Below are 19,903 nucleotides of genomic sequence, written 5' to 3' on the forward strand. Positions count from 1 at the left end.
TCCTGCTCAATCGAATCCAACGCCGCTGTCGGCAGCGGCTTTTAATAAACTGCTGACCGATACGCCGCTACTTTTGCGGCCCGCAGTTGCTGATCCTGCTTGGTTAGCTGCAGCGGTTGACAAAGGTCTCTCGCCAGCAATCGCAGAGGCCGATGACCCGGTTTGATTGCCACTGGCGGTTGGCATTGCTTCTGGTCTCAACGACGCACTGCCGGTTTGCATATGGGCGGCATTCAGACTGCCCTTTTTTCCAGCCGGGTTAAACGCACCTTCGATGCCGGTACCTAGGCTGGCGGAGTTGCCGAATTTGAATGCAGGACTTGGCGATGGCACCGCTGGTGATGCAGCTTTTGTCCCCCCCGCACTATTGACAGAACCAGCGCCAACACCAACATTCACCGACGCTGACAAGCTTGCCGAAACATTCACGCTGACACCGCCACTGATATTGACGCCCAAGCCGATCCCAGCACTAATCCCCACCGACGCACTCAAGCTCACACTCGGCACCGCCACCACCGATAGCGATGGCATTCTGGGCGACTCTATGCCATTAAACAGCGAGGTATCGCGCCAATTGCCCGCGCCTTCGCCGCTAGTTCCCGGCACCGGCGCGGCCGTTTGCCCGGAACCGCCTTGCGGCCCGGCGCCGGTGGAACTCAGGCTGGGCGTGGTGCGGGCGGCTTGTTCGACGGCGCGGTTACGAAACTGGTAGCGGTCCTCGCTGAGCTTTAAGGACACAGTCGCGCGCAGCGGCCGGCCTTCCGGGGAAAAGAAATCCAAGGTTTCGTCAAAGCTTTGCACCAAGCCTAAAAATTCGAACGCGCCCCATTGAAACAGGCAGCGTTTGGGCGCTTTCATCTTTTTGCCGTCTTCTACCGGCTTAATAAACGTATCGGCTATTTTCTTGGTCTCCAAACGCACATCCGAACCTTGCTCGATGGCTTTCTTGGCGCTGCTGTTGCTGCCGGCATTGCTGGCAGTCTGCCCGCTACCCTGGCCCGCGCCACCGGGCTGTTCGATATAAGTGGTATCAAAAATCAACTCTATAGTCAGATTCGACGAGCTTTTATCGACGAACTGCGCCGAGCGGCTATTGCCGTTGCGGGCGTTTTCTTTCAAGGTGTTGGACAGGCTGACTTTCAGGCTGGACGGGTTGAATTGCACGTCAATGGCGTTATCCAAATCAGGACTATCGTTGTCGCCGCTGACCGGAATCAGTTTGCCGCGTTCGATGGCTATCATGCCGTCCCCCTGCCTTGCGTGCTGGCCGGCGCCGGCCGCTGCAATTCCAGGCCTTGATGCACCAGCTGCAATTCTTCGATGGCTACCTGGCTGGCGGTGGCCGACAAATCCGGGCCTTTGAATTTGGTCGGCAGCACTCCGCTGAGCTTCCAAACCAGCACGGCGTTATCGGTGACGTTGCCGCCGCTGACGCTGGGATTGCCGAACACGATAATCTCGCCACTCAGCCGGTAGCCGTAGTTGGCCTGGCGGGTGGTGATGTCGAACCAGGACCATAAATCGTTGATGTCGGTGACGCCGCGTTTCAAAATAATCGGCGCGAATTTAGTCGGCCCGGAGCGGTGATGCTCGCCCCAATTATGGCCGCCCTCGTTAATCACTTTGGGTTCCATCGTTGCTTCGAAACCGGTCACTTCGCTGAAGTAACCGCTGCACAACAAGCTGCTCTGGTCGCTGTTGTACAGATTGACCTTGAAACGAAAGGCGACGAATTCGCTGACTTCAGCCATCGACCACCTCCGAGCGCCATTCGCCGTTCAAATTGGCAAAGGTGAGAAACAGCCTGTCGATCGGAAACGCCGGCGCCAGCATAATCTCGTAGAGCATCGCGCCCTCTTGCGGTGTCGATTCGTGGATCGAGAAGGCTTGCTCGGCGGACGCACCTCGCAAGGCGCCTTGGCTGTACAAGCGGCGGAAAAACTGTTCCAACAACAATCGCGGGCGGGGATCGCGATAATCCAGATTGAAGATCAATTGCTCGCCCAAGGCCTGCAATTGCCGGCGCAAAAAGCCCAGGAAGCGCATCACTTCCGCCGAGCGAAAACCATCGTAACGCTGGCGGTCGAACGGATAATCAGCGACCGGCAAGGCCGGCACCACCAGGCGCTCGTCATCAAGGCTGAGCTGCGCGCCGCCACTAAACGAGTTGCGGTAGTTGAGCACACTGATGCCGGGTTTATCGCGTAAACCAATAGTTTGGGCGATGGATAAACGCGGATAAGGCAAGGCGTCAGTGTTTAAAGGCTTGGCCGCCATTGAGCGCCACGGGCCGTCGCGACGGGCGACCGCCGCCTGCTGGCCGGCGATCAAGCCGACCGGACTATGCAAAGCAAAGCGCGGACCGCGTAGATAGGGAAATAAAAACTGCACATACCGCAGCGCTTGACCCGTATCCGGATTTGCTTGATACCCGGCCAATGCGCTCAAAGCCGCCGGGTCGAGCACCGGGCTGTCCAACTCTCCGGAATACGCCAGCGGCAAGGTAAACAGACATTGCAAATCGGGCCGTTGACTGCTGACAAACTGCAGCATACCGCGCAGTACCTCAGGCAATTGCCAGGGCAAAGACATGTCGATTAACTCGTTACTGTAACGGCGCTCGCGGTGATCGTCATCGGTATTTTGCGTGCAAGGCAGAAACTGCGGATCGTTGTTTTCCAAGCGGACTCGGGGAATATCCGGCAAGCGAGGCGGTATCTGCAGGCGTTCCAAATCGGGAAAACCCACCACGCCCAAAGCCGGAATGACCAGCACACAGGCCAAGCCCCGGAGAGTCGTAATATCGTGCAATTGCGTGTTGGCAGCGGGCAGAAAACCGGCTTGTCCCGCGCTTTCCGGTATCCGCACCACCCACAGTTTTTCGCCGCCGTTGGCGAAAAAATCGTCGACCGCCAGACCCAGCCAGGCTTTGTTACCGGCCAGCAGGCTGACATATTGGGTAGTGGCGGTAAGCGCATCCGGGAAAATGTCGTGAAATTCCGCGCTGGACTGCAAGGGTATCGGCAGATGGTACAGTTCGCTGACTGCACCGGGCAGCAGCAAGTCATCGACTGTCTTACCGTATCCGACCGCGCGCATATCCGCCAACGCTGCCGGCAATTGCAGCAGGCGCTCAAGTCTGACCCGACCTGGACAATGCCCAAGCATGGCCGCTTCCAAAGCCGCGATCCGGCGTTCAACCGGCCGTGGCGTCAAGGCAATACGCGCTCCCGCTAGCCATTCCATCCGCTGTTGCTCCGCTTAGCTTTGGATAATGGTTTCGACTGAGAGCACCAGCTCTTCCATCGCCACGTCGCTGCCGCCCTTGGCGGTTAGCGTCGGACCGGTCCATTTGATCGGCATGGCCCTGACCAGTTTCCAGGTGACTACGGCGCTGGCGCTGGTGGGATCTTCGTTTTTAAGCTTGATCACTACGTCGCGCTTGGCTGTCACATCGCCGCCGCGAATTTGCTCCAGCCAACTGTAAATGTTGTCGGCACCAATCACGCCGCGCTTCAGCGTCACGTCGCCGGCCTTGTTGATGGCCGGAATCTTGCGCACATAATTCACCGCATCATTGCCGTTGCGGTATTCCGCTACGGTCACTTCCGCATTCAAACCGGACACTTCCGAAAAGCCGCCCTGCACTTCGCCTTCGCTGCCGTCGCCCAGGTTGACCAGATAATTGAACACCCCATAGGGTGTTTCGCGATATGTAGCCATGGTTTATCTCCAGTCCAGGGTTCAGGCGTCGGCGGTTTTTTGGCCGATGCGGAAAATCACAAATTCGGCCGGCTTCAAGGCTGCCACGCCGATTTCGCAGACCAAGCGGCCGTTGTCCAGATCGTTTTGGGTCATCGTGCTGCGGTCGCAACGCACGAAATAAGCGGTTTTGGCGCTACCACCCAACAGCCGGCCGTTGACCCACTCGTTGTATAAAAAGCTTTCCACGGTCTGGCGGATGTTGTCCCACAAGCGCTCGCCGTTCGGTTCGAACACCGCCCATTGCGTGGACTTGTCGATGGAACGCTCCAGGTACAAAAAGTACCGGCGAACGTTGACGTATTTCCATTCCGGATCGCTGGACAAAGTCCGGCCGCCCCAAACCCGATGCCCGCGTCCCGGAAACGAACGCAGACAGTTGATGCCGTTGGGATTCAGCAATTCCTGCTGGAAGCGGTTGATTTCCTGGGCAAAACGCAAAGCGCCGATCACCGGTTCGTTGGCTGGCGGCTTATGCACGCCGCGCTGCACGTCGGTATTGGCATAGACGCCGGCGACAAAGCCGGACGGCGGTACATTGATTGTACTGAGCAGGCCGCGCGGATCGGCTATGACTACCCAGGGGTAGTAAAGCGCCAGCCTGGAATCGTCGAAGTTGGAACGAAACTCGCGCACTTCCGACAGCGCCATGCCGTCGCGGCTATCGACGATGCCGACCCGGTAACGCATTTTTAGACAGTGTTTTTGCACCTCGGCGACGATGGCTTGATGATTGGTGGCGTCAGCCGCCGCTGCCGGAGTCATCACGATGGAAACATCCTCTATATTTTCCAAGGCCACGAAACCGCTGCTGCCGTTGACCTCGTCTTCCACACCGCCGTATTGCACGGCGCCCGGCACGTTGCCGTCGCTACCGCCCGACAGATTAATCAAATAACGCGGGCCTTGAACCGACATGGGACCGGGATTTAAGCCATTCGACTCGAACAGGCTGTACAAAGCTGCCACCACATCTGCACCGCTGATACCGGCACTGAGGGTGCAACTGACCGGACTGCTCAATTGGTCGTAACGCTTGTCCGGAGTGACGGGCAGTATTGCACTGAGACTGTTTTTCGCATCGGGGGCGCTGGAAATATCGCCGTAGCTATAAATCACAGGGCCGTCGCGGCCGCCGGCATGCACGGCAATATCGAAATTGCGCTGCACCACCACCGCCCGCACAGTATTCGGTGCAGCGGCCAAAGCCGCCAACGGCAGGGTGATGTCGGCGTTCACGCCCGCATTCAAACCGCCGCCGTCCACCACAAACTCGCTGCCGGCCGCATTTAATGTGCCGCGTAGCGCGGTTAGGGTGCCCCAGTGCGCCGCGCCGGTATACACCGACAAGTTGGTTTCCGCGCTAAGGGTTAACACCGCCGACGTGCCATTAGCCAAAGACCCGCTGCTCGGTTTTTTTGCAAACACCCGAGTGTAGCCGACTGCAACGCCCGGACCGTTCACCAAACCGGCCGTCATCAATACACCCTGACTGCCGTCGGCCTGGCCGTTGGGACGCAAAGCGGTACCGCCCGCCGCGACATCATCGGCAGTATCCAGTTCGCAGCGATTGTTGACGATGACGAAATGATCGCCTTCCCGGCGCACCAGGGCGCGGACATTTAGAGGAAAGCGTTCGTCGGGGAATTGCGCGTCGATGCCCGCCGAGCGCACCGCGTTGGTCAGGCCGGTGGCATTGAGAAATACCACTTCGCCTTCGGCGGGGGCCGAGGTAGTCTCGGTTTTTAACAGATTTTCGCTATCGCGCCACAGCAATTCCAGCGTGAAATCGCCCATCACTCCCGGAAAGCGGCTGCTGAAACTCAACACATTCGGCACGGACCGCGTCGATATGCCCGGCGCGTTTTGCGGAAAATTGCCGACCCGCGACACATACAGTTGTTTGCCGCCGCCGTCGAAAAAGGCTTTCGCGGCTATAGCGGTATGGTTGAGTACCGATGCGCCAGCCAGCGTGAGATTTTGGATGTCGCCGTAGATGCGGGTGAACTCGCCAAAGCTAGTCACTACCTCGGGATTGCCCCGCAACGGCCCGAAACGCGTGGGACCGACCACCGCCGTAACGCTGGTCCCCACCCCTTCGATCGATTTGGCGCGAAAGCTAACTTCTTCTACAAACACACCCGGTGCAAGATATTCAGGCATGCTCCCCTCCTTAATTTTTATGTGGACCAGCGTTTAAAGAACGAACTCAACTCATGGATGACTCAATTGGGTTGAACGGCAAGATGATCCCGATTAAAGGACCGGATTAAACCGATTTCGCCGGGCACCACAGCCAGGGCAACCTCGGCGGCAAAACTATTCTCGGCATCTAACGCACCTAGCGTCATCGCTACTAGATCGTCCGGATCGATAACGTCGGCGGCATTGGCGGCAACCAGAGCGCGAATATTTAAGGTGGCGGTGTACTCGGTTACCCCTTCCGGCAAGGGCGGCAGCCGGTGCATCGCGATGATGAAATCGCCATTGGCGTCGGCTTGGGCGCGGCAGATCAAATTGCCGCCCACCCCTAAATTGACAGTCAGCGTCAGCAATGCCCACACGGCCGGCGCATTACTACCGGTAAACCTTAAAGTGCCGCGCAAACCGCCACCGCGCCCTAGCTTGGTACCGAATGGGGTCGGATAAAGCACTAGGCTGTGTCCGGCGGCATTGCCGGCTTGAATTTGAAAACGGCGCGGGACATAGCGGCGTTGACTGTCCGCCACCGAACCGGCGATAACGTAAGCCGCCTCAATCGGCCGCAGTTTGTCCGCCTCGCTGGGCGGCCCTTGCACCGTTTTGCCGGCCGAGCGCCGCCACAAGGCCGTTTTGCCTGACGTGTTTAAAAACTGCAGATCGGCGGGACGGGTATCGAGTTGCAAAACAACGGCTTCGCTCAGCCGCCGCATATCGGCTTCCTGTGCGGCGCTGCTGCCGTCCAGCCAATAGATCACGTCGCTGGCGTAGAGGATATTGGTTTCCAGAACCTTGACGGCTTTCATACCGTGCCTCCCGGAAATATCCGCGTCGAAACCGGCGGACCTTCCGTACGCGGCCGGCGCAGCCGCAGGCGCACGGTGCGCGCCACATAGGGTACGGTACTGGTGTAAGGCGATTTGAAGACATCCCAGATGCGCATCAGGTCTTCGGTAGTCATCTCGTCCGGGGCGATATTCAGCACTTCGGCCTGCCCCCATTCGTCGTCAATGTCTTGAATATGCGAGATGTCGAGCTGACATTCGTTGGCGAGTTCGACCATGGCCCAACTCAAAAGATCGGCTTCGATGGTGGCGCTTGCAGCGTTGGCGATTAACAGGAAATGCAGATTGACCGGTAGTTCGGCTTGTGGAGCGCTATGGTCGGAACCGCGCGGCGCGAAGGTGCGCTGCCGGCCGTGCGGATCGATGGTAATCCGGTGCAGGTAAATGCCTAGCAGATTGCCGGTGAGGATATTGGCGATGTCGGCGCTACCCAGCAGTTTTGCTTGGGCATTGGTGGGCTCGCTGCTCAGCTCGGCAGGCAATCTGCTGGTCAAGAACGATTCCAACGCCAGAAGCGCGCCGGTCACTCCCCGGTACGAAGCCATTTCTCCTCCCCTTGCTTGAGCGGTAGCATAGCCTAGTACAAAGGTCTACTGTACGCAAGTCGATTTTGTGACGAGATCCGCCAATAAAAATCGAAAAAAGCGATGTACAGCAAACTAAGCGGCTAAATTCCGTGCCTCAATCGAATAATCGCTTTAATTTTTAGCAGAGTTTTTGGAAATTTCTGGGGCGGAATTGATTAAAATCGGATTAAAAAATGGAAAAACATTCGGCAAACGCAAGAGTTGGAATCGAAAATACCCGGCCAAAGCAGTAGAAATAAAACAACTATGCTGAATGCGGAAAACCGGGTGAAGATAATCCCCACTACAAACGATTAGCCCCAGCCAAACCATGATCTCAGCGAGCCTGCAACTTTTACTAGCCATTCTTTACGCCAATCTCGGCGAATGGTTGATGCACAAATTCATCTTGCATCGTTTAGGCAAACAGCCGGGTAGCATCTGGGCCTACCATTGGTATGAACACCATGCGATATGCGCTAAACACCAGATGCTGGATCCCGGCTATCGCCATTTGGACTTCTCGACATGGAACGCGCAGACCAAGGAACTAGCGGTATTGGCCGCGATTGTAATCGCCCATCTACCGCTATTTTGGTACTTGCCGGCTTTCATCGTAGGTTTATATGGCTCGTTGACGCTTTATTACATTCTGCACCGGAAAGCCCATCTCGACCCGCAATGGGCTAAACAGCATTTACCCTGGCATTACCAACATCACACCCAGCCCGGCTCCGGCAACTGGTGCGTCACCTGGCCGGGATTTGATTATCTGCTGGGCACTAGAAACAAATGATGCGCGCATACGCGAATAAAAAATTGCTCACGGGTCTGAATGCTTGTGCCTGTGTTGGGCGACAAGCGCCCATTATGTGAAGTTTCCGTTTATGTATAGCGGTGTTGCCGCAAACGAGGTGCGGCCTAGCTTTGAGCCGTCTATCTCGCTCAGGAGCTTTGCATAATTTCCATGATTTGAAACAAGCTTTCAAACACACCAAAAGGGAACAGTATCAGCGTTTATTCCAGCCGATGTCATCAGGCCTATCGAATCCTCACTGTTTATCGACATGATGGATAAATTCCGCACGATTGTTTCACTGTTGGAAACTATTTTAAGCAAGAAAAGCCATCTGTTGTGCTGAGTGCATAAAAGGAAACTTCACATAGTGGCCATTTGCGGCCGATCATGGTACATTTTTCAATGACTGCTTTTCACCCAAAAGGGTTTTGTATACTCATTTAGTTAACCGGCCTCTTGCAATGATTTCTGAATATGGGACATAAGGGGTTTAAAATGATCTTGAAAGTTGTTTACTACGACCATAGTTACTAGCTGTAAGCACATATCCCGTTCGATTCCAAGCTGTTTAGCTATTTCGTAAAACTCGTTATGCTTACCTGCTTGAAGCCCATACTCAAGAATATCTATGAGAGCATTTTCATCACATGAAACAACGGGTGACAGTGATGAAACACATTCAGATGCACGTTGAACCAGCCACGCCTCAGGCCAAGTTTCTCCCGGAAGATAGTTAATACGGCTGATGTACCATTCATCAAAATCTTCTTTCGTTTTTTCACACATACTACGTGCATGTTTAAGGTTGTCACGCTCTTTGCCAAACTGATCGCCATCAAATACTGCTAATGCAGGGAGAGTTTCTCCACGAATATAAATTGCCGCTAGTTGCCGTGCGAGTGCCGTTGATGACCCGATTACAGTTATTTTCACGCGAGATCGCATCTCTGATGGGACGCATAAAAGGAGAATTGCTTTCGCTACATCATCTTCTACCATGAGCTCTACTTCAGCCCCTGGTACAGCCGCTAATTTGGCAAAGGCGAAATCTGAAGATATCCCTTCCGTTATTTTCGACTTGCCGTTAACTCTTTCAACGAAAAAACGTGCGTCGTAAGGTAAGCAGTCAAATATTTCTCGGGAATGTGTTGTACAAATAACTTGCGTATGGGTTTCATAACAAACATCCTTAAGTCGTTCAATAAAACGACGTTGTGCCTCAGCATGAAGCCCCAACTCTATCTCGTCCATTACAAGCAACGATCCACCACATGCATAGATTGTGGAGAAAATTTCGAACAATGCGTTTTCTCCAGCCCCCATGTTGAAGCCTGAATAAACTATATCGCCGACCTGAACAATTGGAAGGCTGTATTTTGAGTGCTCAAGATAACGAAATTTGCTGTACGTCCGTCCAAGAACAAAACCAACCGCATCCTTTACTTTGTCTTCCCAACCCTTTGGAGAGGTATCGCTGAATGCTCTTGAATATGATCGAGATTGGCTACGTTCACTGTGTGGAACGATTCGTTCGATACCTAAAAACACCACATTTTTTCTTACACGATCAGCATAATCGTTCCACTTACCGCCCTTTTTCTTACGACGCCTTTGGAAACCAATGCCGACTCCATCAGGAAATGAAGGCGTCTTTTTCCAATTGTTATGCGCGATGTGATACTCAATAACAACACCTCCAGGTGGAATTTCTTCGTAGTGTTGGATAAAAAAATCCGAAAAAGTGTAATAGGAGTTTTTCCGCTTTGGTAATTTAAATCCGGTTTTTCCATTGTGGTATGCGCAGCAAGCGAGTGCGAGAATAGTAGACTTTCCTGATCCATTCTTTCCAGCTATAGCGGTAATTGGATATTGGAAAGCAATATCTAGCGCATCTAGCCCTCGAAGAGTTCCCTCTTTGAGTATAATTTTTCGCAATAGCAAGTGCCCATAATCATTTGAAAATCTCTTTCGAAGTTCCTTATCTCTTTGACTTTCCCGATATTTCACTTTTTCTATCCAAAATAATGATTAGGGCCGTAGACTGGGTAGAGCAACGCGAAACAGAGCAGGGGCTTTGATATAGCCAAGTTTCTTTGCATCCAAATGTTTTTGAATTTCAAAACTTTTCGGCCTCAAAGCTGGGTCTCATCATTATCATTCAACCTAGCCTACAACTGCAAACCAAACATCGGCTTATTATCAATTGGCGGACATTTGCAAAACTGGAGTGAATGTCGCTTGAGGGTTGATTGCGACAATTCAACACTGGCGTAATCACATCGGAATCGATGGCCTGGTTTGCATCGGAACTGGTGGCGGTTTTCAATCGGAATGGTTGGTTGATTTTGGTCGGAATACGCAGGCAAGTTAATTTTGGCGAAATCCTAAGCCCCCTAAGCTTATATTTGCCGGTATTTATGATCTTTTAGAGATGGAATGAGCGCCTCATTGCGTCAAAAAGCTCACAGTCGTGCTTTCTTGAAAAGGATTGACCCTCCCCGACACAATTTTAGACTCCCCCAGTGGCAAAAAAAGCGCCCCCAACGCTGCCGGGGGAGACCCAAATTCTTCCGGGGGCGACCCCAAACGATTTTGGGTCGCCCCCAGCGGCAAAAAAAACGTCCCCAACCGCGCCGGGGGAGCCCCGGATGCTTCCGGGGGCGACCCCAGACGATTTTGTATCGCCCCCAACGGCAAAAAAAACCTCCCTGGCCTGATTCATAATCTCCCCAGCCACTTCATTGCCCTTTCTATTAAGGCTGGGAACATCCCTGTCCCCATTGGGGATGCAACATTTAATCCTTCACGTCCAGTCTGACGAGCGAATGGTCTGCGACATTTAGTCGCATTAGCAGTTTCTTGCATAAAGCCAATACCGCAATAAACTTAGTTTACCTGTTAGTCACATAGATATTGCCACTTACCAGGCCGTCCGTGCTCTGCTTCAGATTCCTCACCCCCAGGAGAATTAGCCATGCCTAAATCCGATTATTTTCCGCATTCAGATAGTGATTTATTGCTCTGGCATGATCATTTTAAAAATGCCCTTGCCACACTAAAAGACAGTTTGGGCTTTTCAGATGCGGATCTTGCCGCCATCCATGCCGATAACGAGCAATTGCATCAAACGATAAGCGCTGCAAATGCGGCTGCTGTGGCGGCTCATAGTGCTAATGCAGCAAAATCCAGCACTATCGGCGAAGTTGAAAATAATACGCGCGCTCATGCGCGCCGGGCCAAGGCTCAGCCGGCTTATGTCGAGTCGATGGGCGTATTGCTGGGGATCATCGGCTCGGCTACTCATATCGATCCCGCCAGTTATAAACCCATCTTAACGGCCACCGACCAAACCGGTGGCATTGTGCAATTGAAATTTAATAAATATAAAAGCGATGGTATCAATATTTATTGCCAGCGCGAGGGCGAGACCGAATTGACGCTGCTATCCCGTACGCTGGTCTCACCTTTTACCGATAAGCGGCCATTGTTGGTTGCCGGCAAACCGGAACTGCGGCGTTATACCGCCGTGCATTTGCTCGGTGATGATGAAGTGGGACAATTCAGTGATGAACTGGTGGTTAATTGTGCACCCTGAATCGGCATCGATCAGATGCCATCATGATAGAGCTATTGGCGTTTTTGCCTGTTGTTCAATCTAGGCATTAACTCAGGTTATTCGAAAAGCTAATGGATCAATAATCAACGTTTATAGCCTCATCCCACTTAAAACAACTGCCAGATCGGCAAAGCGCCCTCCGGCAGTTGCACCAATCAAAGTTGTAAACCGAAACCCCGGAACATTTTTAACCCTGAATAAGCTATTTTGAGTGTTTCAGTGATAGGTTTCGACCCATTTTTGCAAGTCACGATTCTTCAAAGCGGCCAGTCAATTAAATCGAGATTCTTAGAACTGTAATTCCACAAAGCTGCCGGTGGTGACCTCACGAATCCGGCCAATTTGGGACATTCGAATATTTCACCGAATGTCGGGAGTAAAGCCGGAAGCGGCCAGGTCAACCAGTACGTTGATGAATTTTTATCCCGAATTGATCCTCTGAAAGCGTGGTATCGGCAAGATTGAATACTCAAATCACCATCAACGTTCTGAATGGTCCGTGATTAAATAATGTCATTTAACACGGGTTTAACGATCCGGTATGTTGCTGCCTAAACCAACAACATAATTGAGATGAAAATGAACCGTGTAACCCTATCTTGCGCTGCTCTAGTGTTTGCAGCATTTGAAGCCTTGGCGGATGGCAATTCTAATTTTGAGGTATTCGCCAACCTCGATAGCGGGCCCGGCAATGTCACGGCGACAGCCAACGGCCGAATCATAATGAGCCAACATCAGTTTTATCAGCCGCAATACACCGTGGTCGAATACAAGGATCAAACCTTGCTACCTTTTCCGAATAAGGAGCTGTCCGCGGCGGATTCGACTGCGCCGATCAAGCTCGACTCGGTACTGGGTATCCGCTCCGATAGCAACGGTATCGTCTGGATGCTGGACAACGGCATGCGGAGCGGGGTGACGCCCAAGCTGGTTGGCTGGAATACCAAAACCAATAAACTTCATCGGCTGATTTACCTGCCGGCCCCGATTGCGCCGAAAGATGCGTTCGTCAATGACTTTGCGTTGGATGCCAAGCACAATCATGCCTTTATCAGCGATCCGGCAGGTGGTGCCAATGCCGGCTTGATCGTGGTCAACTTGTCCACCGGCGCGGCGCGGCGGGTGCTGGAAGGTCATCACAGTGTGATACCGGAAAACGTCGATTTAGTCATCGACAATGTGCCGATTCAAGTGAAAACGCCGTCAGGCGAATTGGTGAAACCGCATATTGGTGTGAACCCCATTACCGAGGATTTAGCCAACGAATGGGTTTATTTCGGACCGATGCATGGCCTCAATCTTTACCGGATTAAAGCCGCCGACTTGATCAACGAGTCGTTAACGCCTCAAGAACTCGCCAAGCAGGTTGAACGCTACAGCGACAAACCGATCTCGGACGGCATCAGCATTGACGAGAACAACAATATCTATCTGGGGGACTTGGCCAATAATGCGATTGGGGTGATCGCGCCGAATCGACAATACCGGCAATTGGCGCAGTGTCCGCGGCTGTCATGGGTCGATTCTTTTAGTTTTGGCGCTAACGGCCAACTCTATGCCGTGGTGAATCGCTTACATCGTTCTGCCACACTGAACGGCGGCGATAACCAATCCAAACCGCCTTACTTCCTGTTGAAGGTCAAAGCCTTGGCTGCCGGCCTGCCTGGACGTTAAAGATTGATTTGAGAGGCGCTTATTGTCCGGCCTATTGAGCTAATTTGTTCACGCAACCAGCCGTGGGCCGGGTCTTTTTCCCATAAGGGATGCCAAATCATCGCCAAATCGTAGTCCGGCAAACTGACCGGCACGGGTAATACTTGCAGTGGCACCAGTTTCTGGAATGCTATGGCCAGGCGATAGGGTAAGGACAAAATCATATGGGTCTGGGCAACGATCAAGGGTGCCGATAAAAAATGCGGCACGATGAAATTGATACGGCGCTCCAGGCCCAGCTCGGTCAATTTCTCGTCTATCACCCCCAATTTATCGCCGGTTCTGGAGATCAGCATGTGCGTCGCCGCCAAATAGTCCTCCAGCGACGGCGCGGCTTGGATGCTGGGATGATCCTGCCTAACCACGCAAGCCATGCGATCCATGAATAAATGTTCACAGTGCAAATGCGCGGGCGGATTTAACACCGAGGTAAAGCCCAACACCACATCCAGACTGCCGTTTTCCAGCTGCGCCAAGGGAAAAGCAGATTCCGTGCGTTTGACATGAATATCCACGCCCGGCGCGGATTGCTCAATCAATTGCGACAACTCGGGTAAGATCAAAAACTCCATGTAATCGGTGGCGGCGATGGTGAAACGGCGTTGACTGGAGGCCGGATCGAAGGCTTGGGGTGTTTCGAGTAGCCGTTCCATCTCCTGTAACAGACTGCGTACCGGTTCCACCAAGGCCAGCGCCAGCGCGGTCGGCTGCATGCCGGCCGGCGATTTAACCAAGACCGGATCGTTCAATTGCTGCCGCAAGCGATGCAAGGTATGGCTCATCGCCGACTGGGTGACGAACATGCATTCCGCCGCGCGGGTGACATTGCGCTCCCGCATCAATATATCGAAAGCCAGCAACAGGTTTAAGTCGAAAGTGCGCAGATTGGCCATGTGGATACCCTCAAATAAACTGGCTGCATACTAAACAAAATCGCGTCTGGCCGGTATGAACAGTCTTGATGGTAGCGGATGAAATTTCACCATTTCACAGCCAAGCCGTTTCTCCCTACCTTATACCGCGAGCGCGTCGTCCAAGCCTACAAAGTTTAACTCCCCCAAGGGTAGATTTTCGGTTGGTGGCTCGCCCAAAACTCAATGGCAACAGCCGTTCACTAAAACGCATTGCGGGGGATTCTTACCATGTCTGCACAAATTCCAATTTCAACATTCAAACCTTATCAGGGCGAAAAAGCCCGCTTGGCCAGGGCTTACGATTATCTGATCCTGGTGCTGGCTTTATTTTTATTTATCGGCTCGTTCCATCTGCATTTTGCCCTGACCGTCGGCGACTGGGATTTCTGGGTGGATTGGAAAGATCGGCAATGGTGGCCATTGGTCACACCGCTGATCGGCATCACTTTTCCAGCGGCTGTTCAAGCAGTGTTATGGGATAAGTTCCGGCTGCCGTTGGGTGCTACGCTGTGCGTCGCGGCCTTATTGCTCGGCACCTGGGTTACCCGCGTGTTTGCCTACCACTATTGGAACTTCTTCCCCATTAACATGGTGTTGCCAGCGACCATGGTGCCGGGTGCATTGGTATTGGATACCTTGCTGATGCTCACCAACAGCCTGACCATCACCTCGATTTTCGGCGGCGGCGCGTTTGCCTTGTTGTTCTACCCCACCAACTGGCCGATTTTCGGCATGTTCCACCAAGCGGTCGATTACCACAACAGCCAGCTGTCGGTGGCCGACGTGTTCGGGTTCCAATACATCCGCACCGGCATGCCGGAATACCTGCGCATCATCGAACGCGGCACCTTGCGCACCTATGGCCAGTACGCGACGCCATTGTCGGCATTTTGTTCAGCGTTGTTGTGTTCGTTGATGTATCCGCTCTGGTGGAAAATCGGCAAATTGTTCGCTGATACCCGTTATCTGAAAAAAATCTAAGGAGTACAGCCATGACATTATTTTTTAAACCTTGGCTGTTGGCCGTGCTTTGCATCAACGTATTGTCGATATTTGCCGTACCCACCGCGCAGGCCCATGGCGAAAAAGCCCTGGAGCCGTTCATCAGGATGCGCACCATACAATGGTATGACGTGCAATGGTCCACGCAAAAATTCAACGTCAACGATGAGGTCAGCGTCAGCGGCAAGTTTCATGTCGCCGAAGACTGGCCGATCAGCGTCCCCAAACCGGAAGCCAGCTTCTTGAACATCTCCACGCCAGGACCGGTGCTGATCCGTACCGAGCGCTACCTGAACGGTAAGCCTTGGACCAATTCGGTATCGCTGGAGCCGGGCGGCGACTACGAGTTCAAGGTGGTCATGAAAGGCCGTTTGCCGGGCCATTATCACATCCATCCGTTTTTTAATTTAAAGGACGCCGGTCAGGTAATGGGACCTGGGGTGTGGCTGGACATTGGCGGCGATCCCGCCGACTTTAGCAATACCATTCAAACCATCAACGGGGAAATGATCGACATGGAAAGCTTCGGCTTTGCCAATGGCGTGTTCTGGCATCTGTTCTGGGGCGCATTGGCGGCCGCCTGGCTGTTGTGGTGGGTGCGCCGTCCCTTGTTCATCAGCCGCTACCGTATGCTGGATGCCGGTTTGGAACATGATTTGATCACAGATCAGGACAAAACCATCGCCAAGGCGGTGTTAGTGGGCGTGCCGGTATTGGTATTGGCGCTGAATGCTGTCACCGCCAACCAGTACCCGGATGCCATCCCATTACAAGCGGGCTTGGATCGGATTTTGCCTCTGCCGGCTCAAGTCAATGCCGGACTGGTCAATGTCGACACCTTAAAAGCGGAATACAACGTGGCTCAACGTGCCATGGTGATGCAGTTTAGTATCGACAATCGCAGCCAAGGCGCGGTCAGGATCGGTCAATTTTCCAGTTCCAACGTGCATTTCCTGAATGCTGACTTAGCGAGTGTCAACAGCAAGCCTGGCAAAGATGACGTCAGTAATAACGGTCTGAGCCTGAGTGACAACACACCTATCGCCCCCGGCGAACAACGCACCGTCACCGTAGAAGTGCGCGATGCGGCCTGGGAATCGGAAAAGTTGGATGGGCTGATCAAAGATGCGGACAGCCGGCTGGGTGGCCTGCTGTTTCTTTACGACGATGTGATGGGAAAACGCTATATCTCCAGCATTTCCGCCGCCGTCATTCCCAAATTCAATTAATTCAGGAGCACACATCATGGCTACCACGACAGAACACGTTAGCTTGAGCAGCGAAAACCCCAAATCATTGCCTTGGTATTTGCTTGACTTACCCAAATATTTAAAGGGCTTTGGCTTTTTAACCGTTATGTATATCAGTTTACGCCTGTATCAGGGCGCTTTTGCCATAGCGCACGGTCTGGATTCCTCGGAACCGGCCTTCGAACAATACTGGATGCGGCTGTTTTATATCGAACTGGCGGTGATTGCCGCCGTCGCCAGCGGCTTTTGGGGTTACTTATGGACCACGCGCGACCGCAATCTGGATCAACTGGCACCCAAGGAAGAAATCCGGCGCTATTTCACCTTGACCATGTGGATCAGCATTTACACTTTCGCGGTGTACTGGGCGGGCAGTTATTTTGCCGAGCAGGACAATTCCTGGCACCAGGTGGCGATTCGCGATACACCGTTTACGGCCAATCACATCATCGAGTTTTATTTCAACTTCCCGCTCTACGTGATCCTGGGCGGCTGCGCCTGGCTGTACGCCAGAACCCGCTTGCCCTTGTATGCCAAAGGCATTTCCTTACCGTTAACCTTGGCGGTGTTCGGCCCCTTCATGATCTTGGTCAGCGTCGGCTTCAATGAATGGGGACATACCTTCTGGTTTAGAGAAGAATTCTTCGCCGCACCTATCCATTGGGGCTTTGTGATTGGGGTTTGGTTTGCGTTGGGCGTTGGTGGGATTTTGCTGCAAGGCGTGACTCGGCTGATCGAACTCATGGACAAAATCGAAGACGCTGAATAGGTCTGCTTTGGGATGCAGCTGGCATGAAAAGCCCATCATAACAAGGCTGCCGTACCCAAGGTAGGTCGGGCTGAATGCAATGGGTGCGGTTCAACTTGATGTGAAAAATCAAAAATCCGCGAAGCGAAAAAAGCCGAAGGCTGGTTTTTAATCCCCTCATACCGCCCCGAGCATCGCAGCCGTTGACGAGAAATTGCCCGCAGGGGCGCGGCATGGATGCCGCGCGTTTTTCGCAAGGGCTGGGATGCCCTTTCGAAAAACCCTCGTCAAAGGCGAGAAGCGCAGGATTAAGGCGGTATGCGGGGCAGCCTTTTCTTTGGTTTCTTTCTTTTGGCCGAGCAAAAGAAAGAAACTCGGCTGTCGGGCCGATACCCGACTTTTAAAGTAGTCTCGCGAAGCGTTTCCATCCCTTACTAATCAACCCTCACGAAAATGTTTCAATCCAAGTCCGATATCACCATGCCCAAGAGTCACACTGATTCAGTTCACTATGCCTGGGTCATACTCGCGGTGACGTTTCTGTGTTTGTTTATGGCATCGGCACTGCGCTCCGTTCCAGGGATTATTATGCTGTCCCTGGAACAGGAGTTTGGTTGGAATAGGGAAACGATTAGCGGCGCCATCTCACTCAATCTGCTGTTATTTGGCCTTGCCGGTCCCTTTCTAGGCCGATTGATGGATGTTTACGGCGCTAAACGCATCAGCGTTATCACCCTGATATTGTCGGTGGTGGGCGCTGGTGGCAGCGTTTTTATGCAGGAGTCCTGGCAATTGTATTTGCTTTGGGGATTACTGATTGGCGCGGGTTCGGGCGGCACGTCCATGATTATGGGCTCGGCCCTGATCAATCGCTGGTTTCATAAACACCGGGGGCTGGCATTAGGCATATTGGGGGCAGCTTTCTCCTCCGGCCAGTTAGTGTTCACCCCGGTGTTAATGCAGATCAATGTGCATGAAGGCTGGCGCGCGGCGACGTTGTTTATCGCCGTGGGCTTAGGCCTGGTGGCTTTACCTTTGGTGCTGAAATTTTTAAGCGACGATCCCGAATCCAAAGGCGTGTCGGCTTATGGGGACCATGGCGTTCATCGAACAATGCTTAAGCCTGATCAAAATCCCATGCGCTCGGCCATGCGCAGTCCGCAATTCTGGTTGTTGACTTCGAGTTTTGGTATTTGCGGTTTAACCACCTCCGGGCTGTTTCAGACGCATTTGATTCCACACGGCATCGAACACGGCTTCACCGAAATGACCATGGCAATGTCCTTAGGCGTCATGGGCGCGGCCGATGTGTTCGGCACCATTTTATCCGGTTGGTTATGCGACCGGTACGGCAAGCGCTGGCCGCTGGCGTTCTATTACCTCGTCAGAGGCGCGACGTTGATAGTACTGCCCAGCATCGATAGCACCGGACAATTAATGCTGTTCTCGATTATTTACGGCATGAATTGGTTGTCGACCATTCCGGCAACCTCGGCATTAACTGCGGACTTGTTTGGGAAACATAACGTGGGTGTGGTGTTCGGCTGGATTTGCTTTGCGCATCAAATCGGCGCGGCGATTGCCGCCTACAGTGCCGGGTACGTCCATAGTCTGATGGGTGATTACCACTTGGCTTTTGTGGCGTCGGGCCTATTCGCTTTTGTCGCAACCGGTATCGTTGTTTTTATAAAAGAACCACAAACTGTATCGGCCTCCCATATTAGCTAGATTTTGTCCGGCCCAATTTTTATTGGCTATTTGCATTCCAGGGTTGGAAATCAGAACGGTTCATGCTTTTTAATCGCGCCGTTTTGTGCAAAATCGGGTTGGATCGTTGATAAGCGCAATGGCGTGTTATGTACAAAAATTGGTTGGGCCGTCAAAGCTCGTTACCGACCAATTCCGAACTTCGGGTCAGAAATTGCTCGCTTAACTTAACGCCTTAATACAGCCAATACGCAACGGCTCCGCAGTCGTTCTCGGCTGGAATCGATTGTTATGCGGTGTCTAGTAGCTTTTGCCATTTATCTTCATGGGCCAGAAATTCGTCCTTAACTAAGAATTTCTTCTGCTCCTGTCTAGTCACTCCAAGGCCCTTACTGCTGCCTTTTATGTTTATAGCTTCATCCTTCGTCATGACAAAAATCCTCGTCTTTTCGACTTGATTAACCACAACCAGAATTAGATAGTCGTACTTTTTATCAATGCCGTTAATGACATTGTTTGTTCCTGTGTTATTCAAGTCGGTTGATTTCACTTGAATTCGAACTACTCTGTCGTTTTCCAAAATAACCGTTATGTCGTAATCGTCCTGATTTACTTTTATCGCTAAGTAGGCTTCAAAATCTTGTTCGAGTAGTTTAGTTAGAACCAGTAGTTCGCTGTATTTTCCAATATATTTCATGTTGCACTAAGCTGACTTTTTCAATGCAGAAAACCAGTCATTACCAACGCGCGCATTTGGTACGTACGGTGGATGGTTTTGT

At 52.6% G+C, this 19,903-nt stretch carries 17 protein-coding genes; 7 read left to right on the top strand and 10 right to left on the bottom strand.

The features are described from left to right. Positions 1 to 6: 6 nt before the first annotated feature. The 7 genes from EBA_RS20305 to EBA_RS20335 form a co-directional block, all read right to left on the bottom strand. The gene (locus EBA_RS20305; protein WP_192376404.1) at positions 7 to 1,245 is read right to left on the bottom strand and encodes a CIS tube protein; all 1,239 of its coding nucleotides are present in this window, start codon (positions 1,243 to 1,245) and stop codon (positions 7 to 9) included. Further along, positions 1,242 to 1,754, bottom strand: coding sequence for a phage tail protein (locus EBA_RS20310; RefSeq protein WP_192376405.1), 513 nt, complete (start codon positions 1,752 to 1,754; stop codon positions 1,242 to 1,244). Before EBA_RS20310 ends, EBA_RS20305 begins: the two co-directional genes overlap by 4 nt. Next, positions 1,747 to 3,249, bottom strand: coding sequence for a hypothetical protein (locus EBA_RS20315; RefSeq protein ID WP_192376406.1), 1,503 nt, complete (start codon positions 3,247 to 3,249; stop codon positions 1,747 to 1,749). The genes EBA_RS20310 and EBA_RS20315 overlap by 8 nt, the downstream gene beginning before the upstream one ends. Before the next feature lie 15 nt (positions 3,250 to 3,264). Further along, complete coding sequence (locus tag EBA_RS20320; protein WP_033157779.1) at positions 3,265 to 3,726, bottom strand: phage tail protein; 462 nt, start codon at positions 3,724 to 3,726, stop codon at positions 3,265 to 3,267. 21 nt (positions 3,727 to 3,747) lie between these two features. Further along, on the bottom strand, positions 3,748 to 5,928 hold the full coding sequence (locus tag EBA_RS20325; protein WP_192376407.1) for a phage tail sheath family protein: 2,181 nt from the start codon (positions 5,926 to 5,928) through the stop codon (positions 3,748 to 3,750). Between the two features lie 62 nt (positions 5,929 to 5,990). Continuing rightward, positions 5,991 to 6,770, bottom strand: a complete 780-nt coding sequence (locus EBA_RS20330) for a carboxypeptidase regulatory-like domain-containing protein (RefSeq protein WP_192376408.1) — start codon at positions 6,768 to 6,770, stop codon at positions 5,991 to 5,993. Then, a complete protein-coding gene (locus tag EBA_RS20335; protein WP_192376409.1) occupies positions 6,767 to 7,354 on the bottom strand; it encodes a DUF4255 domain-containing protein in 588 nt (195 codons plus the stop codon). The genes EBA_RS20330 and EBA_RS20335 overlap by 4 nt, the downstream gene beginning before the upstream one ends. 352 nt (positions 7,355 to 7,706) lie before the next feature. Here EBA_RS20335 and EBA_RS20340 point away from each other — a divergent pair, with 352 nt between their 5' ends. Further along, positions 7,707 to 8,171 carry a sterol desaturase family protein gene (locus EBA_RS20340; RefSeq protein ID WP_192376410.1) on the top strand — a complete coding sequence of 155 codons (465 nt, stop codon included), beginning with the start codon at positions 7,707 to 7,709 and terminating at the stop codon, positions 8,169 to 8,171. Positions 8,172 to 8,618: 447 nt separating this feature from the next. On the opposite strand, the gene EBA_RS20345 is transcribed toward EBA_RS20340, so the two are convergent. After that, positions 8,619 to 10,181: an ATP-dependent nuclease gene (locus EBA_RS20345; RefSeq protein WP_192376411.1), complete on the bottom strand. Its 1,563-nt coding sequence runs from the start codon at positions 10,179 to 10,181 to the stop codon at positions 8,619 to 8,621. Positions 10,182 to 11,148: 967 nt separating this feature from the next. Between EBA_RS20345 and EBA_RS20350 the strand changes: the two genes are divergently transcribed. Continuing rightward, the gene (locus tag EBA_RS20350) at positions 11,149 to 11,769 is read left to right on the top strand and encodes a hypothetical protein (RefSeq protein ID WP_192376412.1); all 621 of its coding nucleotides are present in this window, start codon (positions 11,149 to 11,151) and stop codon (positions 11,767 to 11,769) included. Positions 11,770 to 12,369: 600 nt separating this feature from the next. Continuing rightward, a complete protein-coding gene (locus tag EBA_RS20355; RefSeq protein WP_192376413.1) occupies positions 12,370 to 13,464 on the top strand; it encodes an L-dopachrome tautomerase-related protein in 1,095 nt (364 codons plus the stop codon). Here EBA_RS20355 and EBA_RS20360 read toward each other — a convergent pair. Next, on the bottom strand, positions 13,461 to 14,396 hold the full coding sequence (locus tag EBA_RS20360) for a LysR family transcriptional regulator (protein WP_192376414.1): 936 nt from the start codon (positions 14,394 to 14,396) through the stop codon (positions 13,461 to 13,463). The genes EBA_RS20355 and EBA_RS20360 overlap by 4 nt on opposite strands. 249 nt (positions 14,397 to 14,645) lie before the next feature. On the opposite strand from EBA_RS20360, the gene amoA reads away from it, so the two are divergent. From amoA to EBA_RS20380, 4 genes are all read left to right on the top strand, one after another. Next, positions 14,646 to 15,398 carry a bacterial ammonia monooxygenase, subunit AmoA gene (gene amoA, locus EBA_RS20365; RefSeq protein WP_192376415.1) on the top strand — a complete coding sequence of 251 codons (753 nt, stop codon included), beginning with the start codon at positions 14,646 to 14,648 and terminating at the stop codon, positions 15,396 to 15,398. Between the two features lie 11 nt (positions 15,399 to 15,409). Then, entirely contained in the window at positions 15,410 to 16,648 is a 1,239-nt protein-coding gene (gene amoB, locus EBA_RS20370) for a bacterial ammonia monooxygenase, subunit AmoB (protein WP_192376416.1), read from the top strand. Positions 16,649 to 16,664: 16 nt separating this feature from the next. Further along, complete coding sequence (gene amoC, locus EBA_RS20375) at positions 16,665 to 17,438, top strand: bacterial ammonia monooxygenase, subunit AmoC (protein ID WP_064039767.1); 774 nt, start codon at positions 16,665 to 16,667, stop codon at positions 17,436 to 17,438. A gap of 432 nt (positions 17,439 to 17,870) precedes the next feature. Beyond that, on the top strand, positions 17,871 to 19,145 hold the full coding sequence (locus EBA_RS20380; RefSeq protein WP_225616379.1) for an MFS transporter: 1,275 nt from the start codon (positions 17,871 to 17,873) through the stop codon (positions 19,143 to 19,145). A 268-nt stretch (positions 19,146 to 19,413) separates the two neighbouring features. Here EBA_RS20380 and EBA_RS20385 read toward each other — a convergent pair whose 3' ends face one another. Beyond that, complete coding sequence (locus EBA_RS20385) at positions 19,414 to 19,821, bottom strand: hypothetical protein (RefSeq protein ID WP_192376417.1); 408 nt, start codon at positions 19,819 to 19,821, stop codon at positions 19,414 to 19,416. Positions 19,822 to 19,903: the final 82 nt, after the last annotated feature.

Source organism: Methylomonas albis, from assembly GCF_014850955.1.
Taxonomy (GTDB): Bacteria; Pseudomonadota; Gammaproteobacteria; order Methylococcales; family Methylomonadaceae; genus Methylomonas; species Methylomonas albis.